General features: G+C 40.3%; 14 protein-coding genes. 10 read left to right on the forward strand and 4 right to left on the reverse strand.

Annotation, left to right across the window (positions count from 1 at the left end):
- The first annotated feature begins 183 nt into the window (after positions 1 to 183).
- Positions 184 to 996: a cyanophycinase gene (locus tag ACIQXR_RS09075; protein ID WP_402867911.1), complete on the forward strand. Its 813-nt coding sequence runs from the start codon at positions 184 to 186 to the stop codon at positions 994 to 996.
- Complete coding sequence (gene cphA, locus ACIQXR_RS09080; protein ID WP_402867912.1) at positions 993 to 3,626, forward strand: cyanophycin synthetase; 2,634 nt, start codon at positions 993 to 995, stop codon at positions 3,624 to 3,626. The genes ACIQXR_RS09075 and cphA overlap by 4 nt, the downstream gene beginning before the upstream one ends.
- Before the next feature lie 130 nt (positions 3,627 to 3,756).
- Here cphA and yidC read toward each other — a convergent pair whose 3' ends face one another.
- The 4 genes from yidC to ACIQXR_RS09100 all read right to left on the reverse strand — a co-directional run bounded on the left by yidC (position 3,757) and on the right by ACIQXR_RS09100 (position 7,108).
- Positions 3,757 to 4,542 carry a membrane protein insertase YidC gene (gene yidC, locus ACIQXR_RS09085; RefSeq protein ID WP_402867913.1) on the reverse strand — a complete coding sequence of 262 codons (786 nt, stop codon included), beginning with the start codon at positions 4,540 to 4,542 and terminating at the stop codon, positions 3,757 to 3,759.
- Between the two features lie 28 nt (positions 4,543 to 4,570).
- Positions 4,571 to 4,858 carry a hypothetical protein gene (locus ACIQXR_RS09090; protein WP_402867914.1) on the reverse strand — a complete coding sequence of 96 codons (288 nt, stop codon included), beginning with the start codon at positions 4,856 to 4,858 and terminating at the stop codon, positions 4,571 to 4,573.
- 827 nt (positions 4,859 to 5,685) lie between these two features.
- Complete coding sequence (locus ACIQXR_RS09095; RefSeq protein ID WP_402867916.1) at positions 5,686 to 6,501, reverse strand: glycerophosphodiester phosphodiesterase; 816 nt, start codon at positions 6,499 to 6,501, stop codon at positions 5,686 to 5,688.
- A 190-nt stretch (positions 6,502 to 6,691) separates the two neighbouring features.
- Positions 6,692 to 7,108 (reverse strand): organic hydroperoxide resistance protein, encoded by a 417-nt coding sequence (locus ACIQXR_RS09100; protein WP_402867917.1) that lies wholly within the window; start codon positions 7,106 to 7,108, stop codon positions 6,692 to 6,694.
- 185 nt (positions 7,109 to 7,293) lie between these two features.
- Between ACIQXR_RS09100 and ACIQXR_RS09105 the strand changes: the two genes are divergently transcribed.
- From ACIQXR_RS09105 to nhaC, 8 genes are all read left to right on the forward strand, one after another.
- Positions 7,294 to 7,677, forward strand: coding sequence for a GntR family transcriptional regulator (locus tag ACIQXR_RS09105; RefSeq protein WP_402867918.1), 384 nt, complete (start codon positions 7,294 to 7,296; stop codon positions 7,675 to 7,677).
- The gene (locus tag ACIQXR_RS09110) at positions 7,674 to 8,573 is read left to right on the forward strand and encodes an ABC transporter ATP-binding protein (protein ID WP_402867919.1); all 900 of its coding nucleotides are present in this window, start codon (positions 7,674 to 7,676) and stop codon (positions 8,571 to 8,573) included. The genes ACIQXR_RS09105 and ACIQXR_RS09110 overlap by 4 nt, the downstream gene beginning before the upstream one ends.
- Positions 8,548 to 10,506 (forward strand): DUF6449 domain-containing protein, encoded by a 1,959-nt coding sequence (locus ACIQXR_RS09115; protein WP_402867920.1) that lies wholly within the window; start codon positions 8,548 to 8,550, stop codon positions 10,504 to 10,506. The genes ACIQXR_RS09110 and ACIQXR_RS09115 overlap by 26 nt, the downstream gene beginning before the upstream one ends.
- 19 nt (positions 10,507 to 10,525) lie before the next feature.
- Positions 10,526 to 11,062: an RNA polymerase sigma factor gene (locus tag ACIQXR_RS09120; protein ID WP_402867921.1), complete on the forward strand. Its 537-nt coding sequence runs from the start codon at positions 10,526 to 10,528 to the stop codon at positions 11,060 to 11,062.
- A gap of 109 nt (positions 11,063 to 11,171) precedes the next feature.
- Positions 11,172 to 11,606, forward strand: coding sequence for a hypothetical protein (locus ACIQXR_RS09125; protein ID WP_402867922.1), 435 nt, complete (start codon positions 11,172 to 11,174; stop codon positions 11,604 to 11,606).
- Positions 11,607 to 11,675: 69 nt separating this feature from the next.
- A complete protein-coding gene (locus ACIQXR_RS09130) occupies positions 11,676 to 11,798 on the forward strand; it encodes a hypothetical protein (RefSeq protein WP_402867923.1) in 123 nt (40 codons plus the stop codon).
- Positions 11,799 to 12,111: 313 nt separating this feature from the next.
- Complete coding sequence (locus tag ACIQXR_RS09135) at positions 12,112 to 13,686, forward strand: peptide chain release factor 3 (RefSeq protein WP_402867924.1); 1,575 nt, start codon at positions 12,112 to 12,114, stop codon at positions 13,684 to 13,686.
- A 344-nt stretch (positions 13,687 to 14,030) separates the two neighbouring features.
- Complete coding sequence (nhaC, locus tag ACIQXR_RS09140) at positions 14,031 to 15,425, forward strand: Na+/H+ antiporter NhaC (RefSeq protein WP_402868555.1); 1,395 nt, start codon at positions 14,031 to 14,033, stop codon at positions 15,423 to 15,425.
- Positions 15,426 to 15,443 lie beyond the last annotated feature (18 nt).

Below are 15,443 nucleotides of genomic sequence, written 5' to 3' on the forward strand. Positions count from 1 at the left end.
ACCACTCCTTTTATTTTTCTCTTTATTACTCTTCCTCTTATGCCTATAACTTAAACGGATTTGCACAGTTTTTATTATTTGGATGAATGGAATTTATGCTAAAGTACCATACTATTGATTACGTGTTTATGGAAAAAGCAAATTCTTGTTTTTAAATCTATAGGTGAAGGTGAGTACAAGCAAATGAATTGTGGAGAATTACTGATCATCGGCGGGGCGGAAGATAAATGCCTAGAAGGTGAAGTTTTGAATAAATTCGTGGAGCTTGCAACGAGAAAACCAGGTGGAATCGGGATCCTACCGACTGCTAGCGAAATTCCCGATGAGGTTAGTAAAGAATACATCCGCATCTTTAAAGAGCTTGGTGTAAATCGAGTGGAAGTTCTCGAGGTGAATTCGAAAAGAGATGCAGAGGATCCGGCCATTTGTGAACAATTGGCCTCTTTTTCGGCTGTATTCATAACAGGGGGGAATCAAAGTCGATTGTCCGAGCTGATCCGTGATTCCCGATTGCATCAGACTCTTTCGAAGTCCTGGCATGATGGAATGGTTGTGGCCGGGACAAGCGCGGGTGCCTCGATTATGGGGAAGCGAATGATTGTTGCCGCAGATATGAAATTGGATGATGAAAAATTGAAGGTGGAAATAGGGAAGGGATTCGGATTTTTGGATGGACTCCTGATTGACCAGCATTTTTCACAACGCGGCCGGTTCGATCGGTTATTAAGTGCGATAGCTGAAAATGAAGAAATCATGGGTATTGGTATAGATGAAAATACAGCGATAGTAGTAAGCGATGGGAAATTTGAAGTGTATGGAATAAATCAAGTTCTGGTGCTTGATGGAAGTAGTAGTGACTATATCAATATTACGATTGCTGAAAACGGAAGCGAAGAACTGACACTTTCAGGTTTTCGTCTACATGCTTTAACTAGAGGGTATCAATTTGACTTGAAGACAAGAAAATTGTCGCTGGAGAAGAGGATTCAATCATGAAAATCAATCGAGTCCGCTATTTAAAAGGACCTAACTTTTTCGCATATAAACCAACCATTTGCATTGAATTGGACTTGGAGGAACTGGAGGAAAGGCCATCTGATTCGATTCCTGGCTTTAATGAAAGGCTGTTGGAGGTGCTCCCCGACCTGGGCAAGCATACATGTTCTCATGGATACGAGGGTGGTTTTGCTGAGAGGTTGAACCGTGGTACATGGATGGGACATGTATTGGAGCATATGGCGATTGAACTGCAAAATATGGCTGGTATAGACGTTGTTCGTGGGAAAACGATTATGATGAAAGATCCTGGGGTTTATTCCGTTACCTACGATTATAAGGAGCCTAAGTCGGGATTTCAGGCATTCCTCTCCAGCAAAGAAATCGTGGAAGCCATTTTAAAACGTGAAAAGAATATCAATGTTCAATCCTATGTGGAGCAAATAGCCAATTTATATTACCAACATAAATTGGGACCTAGTACAGAGGCCATTTACCAGGCGGCACATGCGAGGAATATCCCTGTGGAGCGAATTGGGGAAAATAGCTTGGTCCGGATAGGGACTGGTTCTAGGCAGAAGTTTGTCCAGGCGACGATTACAAGCCAGACTTCCAATATAGCCGTAGAGAATGCCTGTGATAAATCGATGACGAAGGAAATTCTGAAAGGCTGTGGCCTTCCCGTACCGGAAGGCGAAGTCGCGCATTCGATTGAGGAAATATTTGATTCAGCGGATAGACTTGGTTTTCCACTCGTCCTTAAACCTTTTAACGGACGGCAGGGCCAAGGGGTCATTACTCATATTAAAAATAAAGATGAATTATTTAATGTCGCTCATTGCTTGGAATCCCACGTACAGAAGTATATTGTGGAACGCCATTTTGAAGGACATGATTATCGCTTATTAGTCGTAGATGGAAAGCTTGCTGCCGCTAGTCTCCGGCTACCACCTTACGTCATCGGGAATGGGAGGGAGACTATACGCAACTTGATAGAGAAGGAAAACCAGAATCCGTTGAGGGGAGAGGGCCATGAAAAACCGATGTCCAAAATCCCCCTTACACATACGGTAACGTGTTATTTGGAAAAACAGAACAGGAACCTGGGGAGCATTCCGAAAAAAGGCGAGGTAATCCAAGTGGTCGGAAATGCAAACCTTTCAACTGGAGGGAAGGCAATCGATGTAACGGAACAGGTTCACCCGACTATAAGGAAAGTGGCTATAGGTGCTGCAAATGCGATTAATCTGGATGTAGCGGGCATAGACTTTATTTGCCAAGACATTTCGAAACCATTCGATTACACAAAAATGGCCATCATAGAAGTGAATGCAGCACCGGGGATTCGGATGCATCATTATCCAAGTGAAGGCAAAAAAAGAGATGTGGGCAAGGCAATTGTCGATTATCTATTTCCTAGCCGAGAAGAAGCGGCCATCCCGATTATCGCAGTAACGGGGACAAACGGAAAAACCACAACGACCAGAATGATACATTATTTTCTTTCTAATGATCGGAATAAAGTCGGAATGACGAATTCCGACGGGGTATATGTGGGACAAGAGGTTCTCGATCAAGGGGATTGCAGTGGGCCAATAAGTGCAAGAATGGTCTTATCCCATCCAGAAGTAGATACAGCCGTATTGGAGACAGCAAGAGGTGGGATTTTAAGGGAAGGGCTTGCTTTTCGTAGGTGCGACGTAGGGGTTATTACCAATGTGAGTGAGGATCATCTTGGTCGTGATGGAATTGAAACGCTGGAGGACCTAGTTAAATTAAAGCGACTGGTAGCGGAGGTTGTTCTCGAAAATGGATATTGTGTGTTGAACGCGGATGACCCTCATGTAGTGGCCATGAACGAATATACAGACGGGGAAGTGATTTATACCTCTACTCAAGCCAATCATCCCGTCATAATGGCAGCGATTAAAGAAAGAAAAAGGGCTTGGTTTGTGGATGAACAAGGAATAATCAATTATGCGGAAAACGGAGGAGTAAAACGTTTCATGGAATGTGAGGAAGTACCCATCACGATTAAGGGTAAGGCCCGCCATAACGTATCCAATTTGCTCCAAGCTTTAGCGGCAGCCTCGACACAAGGCATTTCTATCGATGAATTACGAAAGAAGGCTATGACATTCATGCCAGATGGAAATCTATCCAAAGGAAGATTTAACTTGAAAAAGGTCAATGAAAGGACCATTCTCATTGACTATGCTCATAATGCAGCAGGACTAAAAGCCATTTTCGATACCGTTAGTGCGTATCATAGAAATCGACTCATTACTGTTTTGGCGGGACCAGGCGATCGAATAAATGAAGAAATCATTAGCCTGGCAAATATCGTGGCTGTACAGACGGATTTGTTCATTATTAAAGAGGACGATGATTTGCGAGGCAGAAACCCTTTAGAAGTAGCTGAACTGATTCAGGAAGCAGCGTTTAAAAGAGGTTTGACCGGTGAACAGGCAGTCATTGTTCCAAATGAAATGGATGCGTTTTTAAAAGCTTGGGAATTATCCCAACCTGGGGACCTTCTATTGTTTTTTTACACCGATTTTAATTATGTAGAGCGGTTTTTCGAAACCATTACAAAAAATGCATTGCTTAAGAAAATGAATGGAAAATAGGTAAATAGCGGCTTTAGGAAGATGATCCTTACATAAAGGTCATCTTCTTTGGCCTTTTACCCTTTATCCTATAAAAAAACCTGTAGTTCAGACTCCTAAAAAGTCTGAACTACAGGGTATAGTAATAGGGTTAGCTTTTTTTTGCGTTGGTTTCATTGACGGCAGGCACATTTGTCTTTTCGTTGTTATAAACACGTTGAAGTACAATGGTCTGTACAATCATGAATAATCCGCCTACTGACCAATATAGTGGCAAAGCAGCAGGGGCGGAGAATGAAATGAACAAGATCATGGCAGGTGAGACCAAACTCATTATCTTCATTTGTTTCTGTTGATCTTCCGGCATTTGCCTCATGGAAATCACAGATTGGAAATAGTAAATGACTCCGGCAATGAGTGCCATGGCGATGTTAGGCTCCCCAAGGCTGAACCAAAGGAAGTTATGGGTAGCAATTTCATGAGATCCTTGAATCGCATAATACACACCCATTAGAATCGGCATCTGGATCAAAAGGGGCAGGCAACCCATATTTAAAGGATTGACACCATGTTTTTGATAGAGTTTCATCATTTCCTGCTGAAGTTCCTTCTGTTTGGCCGGATCTTTCGTTTCTTTAATCTTCTGCTGAATGGCAGTCATTTCTGGCTTGAGTCCATTCATTTTCGTCTTCATGTTGCGTTGTGTTTTATATTGCTTGATATTCAATGGTAACAGAATGAGACGAATGATGACAGTCATCATGATGATGCCTATCCCATAATTCCCGTTAAAAAAATCCGCATTAAATTCAAGCAATGTGTTCATCGGATTGACTACTACAGTATGAAAGGGTCCGCTAGTAGCTGCTGAACATCCTGATAAAAGGCCGATCATTAGAAAGAGTGTTCCAATTAATAGTACATTTTTCTTCTTCAAAATATATTCCTCCTCAAATTGTTAATGGTTAAACAATGAGAAGGAGGCTTGGCTCTTCAGAATCATCTGGAGAGTCCTTTTGGCGAATATAAGTGATAAAGCGTCGTATTCCTAGTGGATGAAAAACGCTACCTGTATAAACAAGAGATTTACCAGGGCTTGAGTGAAGTGAAGCTTGATATTTATCATTTAAGAGTGTCTGATTTTTATTAATAAAGTAAAACGCCGCAAAAGGGAAGACGAAGGTCAATAAGTACCCTGCCCATAGTGCATGGCGGATGGTTTGATAATCAAATTCTAATAATAACTCCCACATAGTAATCCCTTCTTTTTCTTAGATAAGGATAGTTGCTGTATAAAACGCATTCTAATATCTGTAAGAACACTATACCAGATTCAAGTTATAGAATGCGAAAAAATCATATGTTTTTTAAAAAGAAAATAGAGGGATATTTTAGTTTTTCATGGGTACGCTGAATGAAAATCATTTTAATTATATCAGTCAGCCATGTCACGGATGGTCTGCAGCCTACATATGAATAGAGGGAAGTTTATAACGAGGTGAAAAAAGGATGAATCTATACGATCCATTAAATTCGCACATCAATTATTTTGATAGTCAGTTCTATCTTAATCCATTTAACACATATGTGGATAATGGTTTTCCAGTGGAGCCCAATCAATCTGACTATCTGAATTTTGGAGAGCGGCAGCCGCCACCACCACGACCGCCTCAAGGTGGACCACCACCACGACCACCTCAAGGCGGTCCACCACCGCCTAAGCCGCCTCAAGGTGGTCCGCCACCAAGGCCCCCTCAAGGAGGAGGACCACCTACTGTACCTCCGCCGTCATTCATCCCCCAATTTCCAAATGTAGGTTTTTTCGGAATTGAAGCTGGGGCAATGAGAGGGTGTTTATATAAAAATACGTATATTTGGTTAAGGAATGGCCGCTCATTTTGGCTTTATCCTACGTATGTTGGTCGGAATACCGTAGCAGGTTACCGCTGGAGACCCAATCAAAAACGATGGGCCTACTATGGTACCGATGAAGATGAAATTCAATCTTTTCAATGCTATTGAAAAAAAACAATCCGCAAAAGCGGATTGTTTTTTTGGGGGATCCAATGTTATCTCTCTTTCAAAAAAAGTCGGGAAAATCCGAAATGATTCCATCCAAGTTCATTTTCTTTAGAGACTGCATCTGTTTTTTATTGTTGACTGTCCAAGTAAATACTTTCATTCCGTGACTCTGAATTCGTGTTTTAAGATTCGGGTTTAACAACGTTTGTTTTGGATTCGCAAAAGTTGCAAATTCTGAAATCTCTTTTAGTTTTTGATCCGAAATTCGCCGATTGATTAGTACGCCGACTGGAATTTTGGGTAAGAGTTCGTGAAAAGTTTTCATGGAGTTCATATCAAAAGAATGAACCATGATTTTATTTTCAACGTTTGAATTAAGCGGACTTTTCAAGAGTTCTTCTGCCAGTTTTCTCTCGATACCGGGGTAAAGGGAGGGGTGTTTAATTTCTATTAATAGTCCAATCTCATAAGACGAAAAAGTTTCCAAAACCTCGCTAAGCAAGGGAATCTTTTCATTTTTAAAATCAGGGTGAAACCAGCTCCCGGCATCCAATTCTAGTAACTCTGCGGCTGTATAGTCCCTGAGATTTCCCTTACCGTTAGTCGTCCTCTCGAGAGTTGGATCATGATGCACCATAAGTTCCCCATCTTTAGTAAGATGGATATCTACTTCCAGAACATCCACGCCCATCTCTATTGCTTTATAATAGGATGCCATTGTATTCTCAGGACAATATCCCGATGCCCCGCGATGTCCAATCTTTAGTGGTGTATGTTGATTTGAGAGAATGGGAACCACCCTTTTCCTTCTGTTAAAGGAAAAAATGAGCAGGATGAATAAGATGATAAAGACTATAAGGAATAACTCTTTCAATTTGCACACTCCTTGATTATATTTATGGGTTATTAGATATCTACCCTCATTTAAAAGAAATAAAAGAACGTTGTCAAAACGTCTATATGAGAGAGATAAGGAGGATTGAAGGAGCTTGGCGTCTTGTATATAACAGACAATAAAAGAAAGAATGGATGCAGCTTTAGAAGCTGCATCCATTCCTTTTTCATTATACGATGATTGGTGTAACGTCTATATTCCCGCGGGTTGCCTTGGAGTAAGGGCAAGTTGCGTGTGCTTTCTTTACAAATCCTTCAGCTTCTTCTTTGCTCAGGTCTGGGATGGAAACATCTAATCTAACGGCCAATTTGAAACCGCCATCTGTCTCATCTTTCCCGATTGTGACATTCGCAGTCACGGATGTATCCACTTTCTTTTTTTCCTTACTAAGTACAAGGTTCAATGCACTGCCAAAACAAGCGGCATACCCTGCGGCAAATAACTGTTCCGGGTTTGTTGCCTTTTCACCAGAACCACCTAATTCTTTCGGTGACCTTACATCAAAATCGAGGATGCCGTCCTCCGATTTTACATGGCCTTCACGTCCACCGTGTACGGTAACTGCAGTTGTATATAATGGTTTCAAAAAAACAACTCCTTTTGATTTAGTTATATTATATAGGTTCCCATTAATTGGACTTGTTAAACAAAAGAAAGAGAGTTGGTCATCTATTTATAATTTATTTAAAAAATGTATGAAATTGGAATAAGTTGTTTTATAATAACTGTATTAAGCCAAGTAGTACACTTATTACAGTGAGGGGGCTGATGATGTTTGAGTTGGACGTACAAAGTAGAAGACCCATTTATGAACAATTAATGGAAAAATTCAAAGAGCTTATAATCAGTGACGTACTAAAAGAACATGACCAGCTGCCTTCCGTTAGAATATTGGCTCAGGAACTGACCATTAACCCTAATACGATTCAAAAAGCTTATAGGCAGCTTGAAGCGGAAGGGTTTATATATACGATACCAGGAAAAGGTAATTTCGTTTTACCCCCCGGGGAATTGAAGAATTCATTAAAGGAAGAGAAGATAAGGTCGGAGCTTACTAGGGTGTTAGCGGAAGCCCTGTATATTGGTATCGAAAAAAAAGAAATTTATAGGTTGGTCAAGGATATAAGTTCGATAGCAAAGGGGGGGGAAACATGATAGAAATCAAGCGTGTTAGTAAGTTATATGAAGGAAAAGTAGCGATCAAAGACGTAAGTTTGGATATACAAAGAGGATCTATTTTTGGATTGTTGGGATCGAACGGGGCAGGAAAGACGACCCTTTTGAAAATGCTATCAGGAAATTTGATCCAGGATAGCGGTGAAGTTCTTATCGATGAATCCCCAGTATTTGAAAACCGGGTAGTGAAAAATCGATGTTTCTTCCTTCCTGATATGCCTTACTTCTTGGCTAACTATTCCATCATGCAAATGGCAGGTTTTTATAGTCATGTTTATAGTGAATGGAATCAAGAACGTTTTTATCAATTGCAGGAAGTGTTTGCGATTCCCTTTCAATATAAAATTCACAAGCTGTCTAAGGGAATGCAGAGGCAGGTTGCTTTTTGGCTGGCCCTTTCAACGATGCCAGAAGTTTTAATACTCGATGAACCCTTTGATGGGCTTGATCCGGTCATGCGCAAAAATGTGAAACAGTTGCTGATTCAGGATGTATCCGAACGAGAAATGACGATCTTGATTTCATCCCATAACCTTCGGGAAATTGAAGATTTAGCAGATCATGTGGGGATATTGCATCAAGGGGAGCTCATCATCCAGAAGGATTTGGATGATTTGAAAGCGGATGTACATAAAGTTCAAATAGCCTTTAAAAATAAAATTCCATATGGCATTTACCGTGGCATGCAAATCCTGAATAAGGAAAGGAGGGGCAGCGTCATCGTCTGCATCTTAAAAGGAAAAGAATCTGATATCAAGACTCATTTCAGCCAGTTTCAACCTGATATATTCGATATCCTGCCCCTCACTTTGGAAGAAATCTTCATATATGAAATGGGGGACATCGGCTATGCCATTCAAAATAGTCTCGTTTAATAAAGAACTGGTATTTTATATTTTTAGAAGTACCGGATGGATTGGGTTTCTTTATTTTATCGGCCTCATTTTTGCACTGCCTTTGGAAATATTAACGATTATTCTCAATAATAATAGTGAATATATGAACTTTGTAAATTTATTTTCCAGTCAGGGGATGATTCAATTCGTCCTAGTCATAAGCATTCCGGTATTGCTCGCCATTTTCCTATTTCGATTTTTACAAGTAAAACAGGCTTCGGATTTTATACATAGTTTACCGATCACTAGGAGAAGTATATACGTTCATATGATAGGGATGGGGATTTCCTTTATCATTGTCCCCATTTTGCTTACAGGCCTCATCTTGTATTTATTCCACTCAGCCTTAGATGTTGAAAAATTGTATAGCCTGACAGATATTTGGTCGTGGATGGGCATTACTTTTGTCATGGAGACAGTGATTTTCTCTGTAGCTGTCTTAATTGGAATGGTGACGGGATTATCGGCTCTACAGGGCTTACTTACCTATATAACGCTTGGGTTGCCAGCTGGGCTATTTATCTTACTAGCGGCGAATGTGAAGTTTTTGATGGTTGGTTTTTTTGCCGAATACTACTTAAGTGCCAACATGAATAGCATGTCCCCTATATTGGCGGCAACTGAAATGGAAAAAATGAATGTTTTCTCCTTTCAGCTACTAATCTATGCACTGGTCTCCTGCCTATTTCTATGGCTTTCATTGGTTCTCTATAAACGGAGAAAGCTGGAGCATGTATCGCAAGCCTTTGTGTTCCCCTTGATTAAACCGGTATTTAAATATGGTTTAACGATAAGCATGATGCTTTTTTCCGGCTTTTATTTTAGTCAAACAACCGGGAAAATCGAATGGGTCGTGTTCGGCTATGTGATTGGATCCATAATTGGCTATTATTTAGGCGATCTCGTCTTGCAAAAGACTTGGCGGGTCCGGTTTTCTTTTAAAGGGTACATCACCTTTATGGTGAGTGTCATCGCTCTTTCCATCCTTCTAAAGTTAGATCCGCTTTCGTATGAGTCAAAGGTGCCTGATAAAAAGATGATCAACCAAATATATATAGGGAACCATTCACCTATATATTATGAAGATGAGGATTCAGGGAGTTCAATCTATCTAAAAGAAAAAGAAAATATCTCAGCTGTACGTTTGTTACATCAGCAGATTCTTGAAAAGGGTAAGATGGAGAGCGTCGCAGATCCTAATCCTGAAAACTCCGTGTTTCTTATATACGAACTTGAAAATGGAAGACATTTAGCGAGGGAGTACCATTTGCAAAATTATGAGTCGTATATGCCGCTTTTAGCCAAAATCTATGAATCTAGCGAATATAAACAAACAGTGAATGAGCTGTTGCATGTACCGGTTGAAGAAGTTTCCAAAATGAAAATCAATGCCACCGGAGAAATGGATAAGTCCGTAATCATTACTGATAAACAGCAGCTTGCGGAAGCGGTTCAGGCGTTATCGGAAGACCTGAATAACCAGACACTCGCCCAAATGACGAAGACCTGGGGAGAATATGCATACATTGAAGTTCTTCTCGAAAATAACAAGACCATCTATATGAATTGGAACTCTTCTTATCCTGCCTTCACAAATTGGATGGAACAAACGGGACAAGCTGAAGAGGCAAGATTAACGGCAAATGATATCTCTCATATTCTTGTAACGAAGACCGATTTTAATTTATATAGTACGTCCGAAGAAGAAATTGAACAAATAGTGGAAAAGCAGTCGATTCTGTTGAAGATTGATCAGCCTGATGAAATAGAGATGGCCATCGAAAACAGTCAATTGGATTATGGGGAAGGAAAGTATACAGCTGTTTTTTATTATAAGGATAGCCGAGATTTTGAGATAAGGACTTTTTCTGGTGACCATGTTCCCGATTTTATTTTAAACCACTTTGAATGAATAGAAAGGGAGGATGAATTTGAAGAAAGGACATTGTAATGAAGCTGAAGGTTTCACCAGGGTTTATCATTCATTTTATAAGCGAATCTATTACATTGCTTTATCCATCATCAAATGTCCATATCTCGCCGAAGATATTACTCAGGAAACCTATATAAAAGCCTATACTAAACGTGATACGATCAAGGATGACAGAAAAATGGGGGCATGGTTAGCCTGCATCGCCACGAGGACGGCCATTGATTTTTCGCGTAAGCAAAAACGGGGAAGCCATTTGATTCAGCAGGAAATGATGGATTGGTTGGAAAGTCAGCCCTGTAGTCAAAATGAGGTAGAAGATGCCATGGATTTATGGACATTAAAAGAAGACATCATCCACGTCTTATTTAAATTATCCCATAAACAGCGGGAAATACTATTGCTTAAGGTGAATGGCGGGTTAAAAGAACGTGAAATCGCCATGGTGCTCAACATTAAGCAGGCGACGGTTAAAATCAATCTGTATAGGGCAAGAAAACAATTAAGAAATGAGTTGCAAAACAAGGAAATTGCATAAAAATCAACGGGATGATGCCCAATTGCTACTTCCATTTATATTTTTATTGAACGGTTTACGTAAGTTATTCTTACTTTAAGGAAAAAATATGTAAAAGGGGGGAGATGAGATGAAAATCAGTCAAGTTTATTATCTACTAGTCATCATGGCGGTTTTCATGGCGGGTTGTAAAGATGAAGAAGGTTCTACTCATTCTTCAACTGCGGATGAGGGCATCACTTCGAAGCAGGCGACCCACGCATCAGTAGAGGGAGCCACGTATCCTCTTGAAGAAATGGAGAGTTTGTCAAACAAAATGGATGTGGCGTTCACGAGCCAAAATCGTTCGAAATGGCAGAATGAAAATCAGGCAGTCATGAAACGTTGGAAACAATTGCATGATAAAGTAGGGATAGCGAATGAGGAGTATGCGGCGGTAGAAAATGAGCTGAAAATGATAGAGGCTGAGCTTCAAAAAGAAGAGGCAAATGAAGCAAAACTGAAATCAATGATGAAGGAAGCAAAGGTGAGAATCGATTTACTTAAGCTGACATTAAAAGAATGATGTGGGGCGATCTAAAGTTTTCCTAAACGATATTTTGGGTATAGAAAAGGAAAGAAAGGATGATGAATCATGAAAAAACTCCTAAAACGAGCAGTCATTTTTGCCGCTCCTTTAATCTTTAAAGAAGTCAAGAAACGTTGGAAAAAAAAGCGTAATCAAAAAGCCATGAAGGCTGGTAGGATAAGTAACTAGCAGACTCAACATCACATTATAAGCACCAGGGGAGAAGACGCTGATACAGCGTCTTTTGTTTTTTATTACTCCTTTCATTTCTTGGATTCATTCACCTCTACATCTTTCGTTCATATCGTGTTAAAATAGTAAGGTTGATTGAAATGGATACCGGAGTAGCGAAGGTATAAGCCTTATGATATATTTTTCGTACATATATTGTGTATGTTCAAGACTTTTGCATACTAGGAAAGGTTGACATTCCAATGTGAAAAAAACGATTAGGTTCTCTATACATGCTATGTGACAATTCCAATAATGAAAGGAACATATTATGCCTACTTTAAAAGATGAGGTCCATTCAAGACGGACTTTTGCAATAATTTCCCACCCGGATGCCGGGAAAACTACATTAACAGAGAAACTACTACTGTTTGGTGGCGCGATTCGTGATGCCGGAACAGTTAAGGCTAGAAAAACAGGAAAGTATGCAACGAGTGACTGGATGGAGATTGAAAAGCAGCGGGGAATCTCCGTTACATCTTCGGTCATGCAATTTGATTATGACGATTTCCGTGTGAATATCCTGGATACACCAGGTCACCAAGATTTCAGTGAAGACACATACCGCACACTGATGGCTGTAGATAGTGCCGTAATGATTATCGATTCGGCAAAAGGGATTGAAGATCAAACGGTTAAATTATTCAAAGTATGTCGGATGAGAGGCATTCCGATTTTTACCTTCATTAATAAAATGGACCGTCAAGGGAAAATGCCACTTGAATTGCTTGCTGAACTTGAGGAAGTGCTTGGTATTGAAACGTATCCAATGAACTGGCCGATCGGGATGGGAAAAGATTTCGTAGGTATATACGATCGATTCAATAACCGCATCGAACAATTTAAGACGGAAGGACCGGAACGTTACCTTACTTTGAATGACGAAGGTGAACTTGATGGAGATCATATATTGAAGGAATCACCGTTATATGAGCAAACATTAGAAGAAATTATGCTGTTGACGGAAGCCGGAAACCAGTTCTCGGAAGAGAGAATTGCTAATGGTCAACTAAGTCCAGTATTTTTCGGTAGTGCGTTAACGGCGTTCGGTGTCCAAACATTTTTAGATGCTTATCTCCAGTTTGCACCTGAGCCACAAGCTCGTATGACCACTTCAGGTGAAGTGAATCCTGTCAGTGAAGAATTTTCCGGATTCATTTTCAAGATTCAAGCGAACATGAATCCGAAACACCGTGACCGGATTGCTTTCCTCCGCATTTGTTCAGGAAAATTCGAGCGTGGAATGAATGTAAACTTGAGCAGAACGGGCAAACCAATCAATCTTTCGTCTTCTACCCAATTCATGGCGGATGACCGGAACACCGTGAATGAAGCCGTGAGCGGAGATATCATTGGTCTGTATGACACTGGGAACTATCAAATTGGTGATACGATTACGACAAGTAAAGATATGTATCAGTTTGAACGTTTACCTCAGTTTACCCCTGAGCTTTTCATGCGGGTAACGGCTAAAAATGTTATGAAGCAGAAACATTTTCATAAAGGTATTAATCAACTGGTCCAAGAAGGAGCGATTCAGCTCTTCAAAACGGTCCGTATGGAAGAATATCTTCTAGGTGCCGTTGGTCAACTTCAATTTGAAGTATTCGAACACAGAATGAGAAACGAATACAATGTTGAGGTAATGATGGAGCGTATGGGTAGCAAAATCACCCGTTGGGCAGAAGATGAAAAACTCGATGAAAATCTGCACAGTTCTAGAAGCATACTGGTCAAAGACCGTTATGATAAATATGCATTTTTGTTTGAAAATGAGTTTGCATTACGTTGGTTCCAGGATAAGAATCCGGATGTGACTTTATATAACCCAATGGATTTGAAATAAGGTTGAGCCCGTGGATCATAAACACGGGCTTTTCTCATAGAAATCAATAGTGATTAGTTTTTCCTATAGTTATGTCTTCAGCTTAGAGAATAAATTCGAAAAGGACATCTAAGGATCATCACGTAACTGTAATAAAGGGGAAGACTTAAGGATAATGCATATGAATAGAATCGTAGAAGGTATTCGTGCAATTTGGTGATACTATGAGCACCGTATAGAATAAAATTCCTTTGACAATATTGAAAAACTTATATATATTTATACCTATGCTTTAGTGCTTAAAAGCGTCTAAGTGAAAGTGAGTGCGAGCGATTCTTACCTCGAGAATATTTAACTTGAAAGCGGTGAAAAATATCATGCGTCTTGAAGATGCGAAGCTTAAGCTCTCATTGCCCGAAGCACTCGGTGTTTTGGCCATTCTATTATTGATTATAGCAACTGGAATTATACATTATGGCTTGGATCCTCATATTCCAATTATAGTAGCTATCCTTTTTTTATTTGTTTATGGGAAAGTGAAAAAGCTTCCATTTTCAATCATGGAGTCAGCTATCGTCAAAGGGGCGGTCTCCGGTATGGGAGCCATCTATATTTTCTTCTTTATTGGAATGTTAATTTCAATCTGGATGGCGAGCGGAACAATTCCGACCATCATGTATTATGGATTTGACTGGATTTCTGGTGAATCCTTTTATGCAGTGACATTTCTGGTGACATCGCTTCTCGGATTGTGCATCGGGAGTTCACTCACCACCTCGGCTACGATAGGTGTCGCTTTCATCGGAATGGCGGCGGCCATGGATTTATCGCTGGCCATCACGGCGGGTGCCATTATCTCGGGGGCCTTTCTTGGGGATAAAATGTCACCACTTTCCGATACAACGAACTTGGCATCGGAAACAGTGGGCGTATCTTTGTTTGAACATATTAAAAATATGCTTTGGACGACACTTCCGGGATTTATTATCACGCTGGTTATCTTTTTCTTCCTTTCCCCTGATATCAATATAGCCCGGATAGAGGAAATAGAAGTGATGAGCCGTACGTTGAAGATGGAAACGAATATCAGTATATGGAGCTTGCTTCCATTTATCATCGTTTTAGGTATGGCTTTGAAAAAGATATCAGCCATCCCGACTTTATCTGCAGGAATCGTTTCCGCAGCAATCATTGCCTTTTTACAAACACCGGGTTTTACTGTTCCAAAGCTAGCTGATATTCTATTTAGCGGTTTCGTTCTTGATAGTGGGATGGAACAGCTGGATTCCATTTTATCCCGGGGTGGCATTGAAAGCATGATGTTCTCGATTTCTCTCGTTCTATTGGCATTGGCCATGGGTGGACTTTTATTTGAATTGGGCATTATCCCATCTATTCTTAGTAGCATTCAGGATTCGCTGACGAGTGTTTCGAAGTTAATTGCCGCAACTGTTTTTACAGGAATCAGTACCAACTTCCTTGTTGGGGAGCAATATTTATCGGTGTTGTTGCCGGGGAAGGCTTTCCAACAAAAGTATGATGATCTGGGGTTGCATCCTAAGACACTGGCACGTGTGCTTGAAGATTCAGGAACGGTAGTGAATCCACTTGTACCTTGGGGAGTCTGTGGTGTCTTTCTGACAAAGGTACTGGATGTTCCGACCTTGGAGTATGCACCATTTGCTTTTTTCTGTTTACTCTGTCCATTACTTAGTTTGATCAGTGGATTCACAAAAATCGGCATTCATTATAATAAGTAAGAAAAAAAGCGGTGAAGA

Source organism: Peribacillus sp. NPDC097224 (assembly GCF_044761985.1).
Classification (GTDB): Bacteria; Bacillota; Bacilli; order Bacillales; family DSM-1321; genus Peribacillus.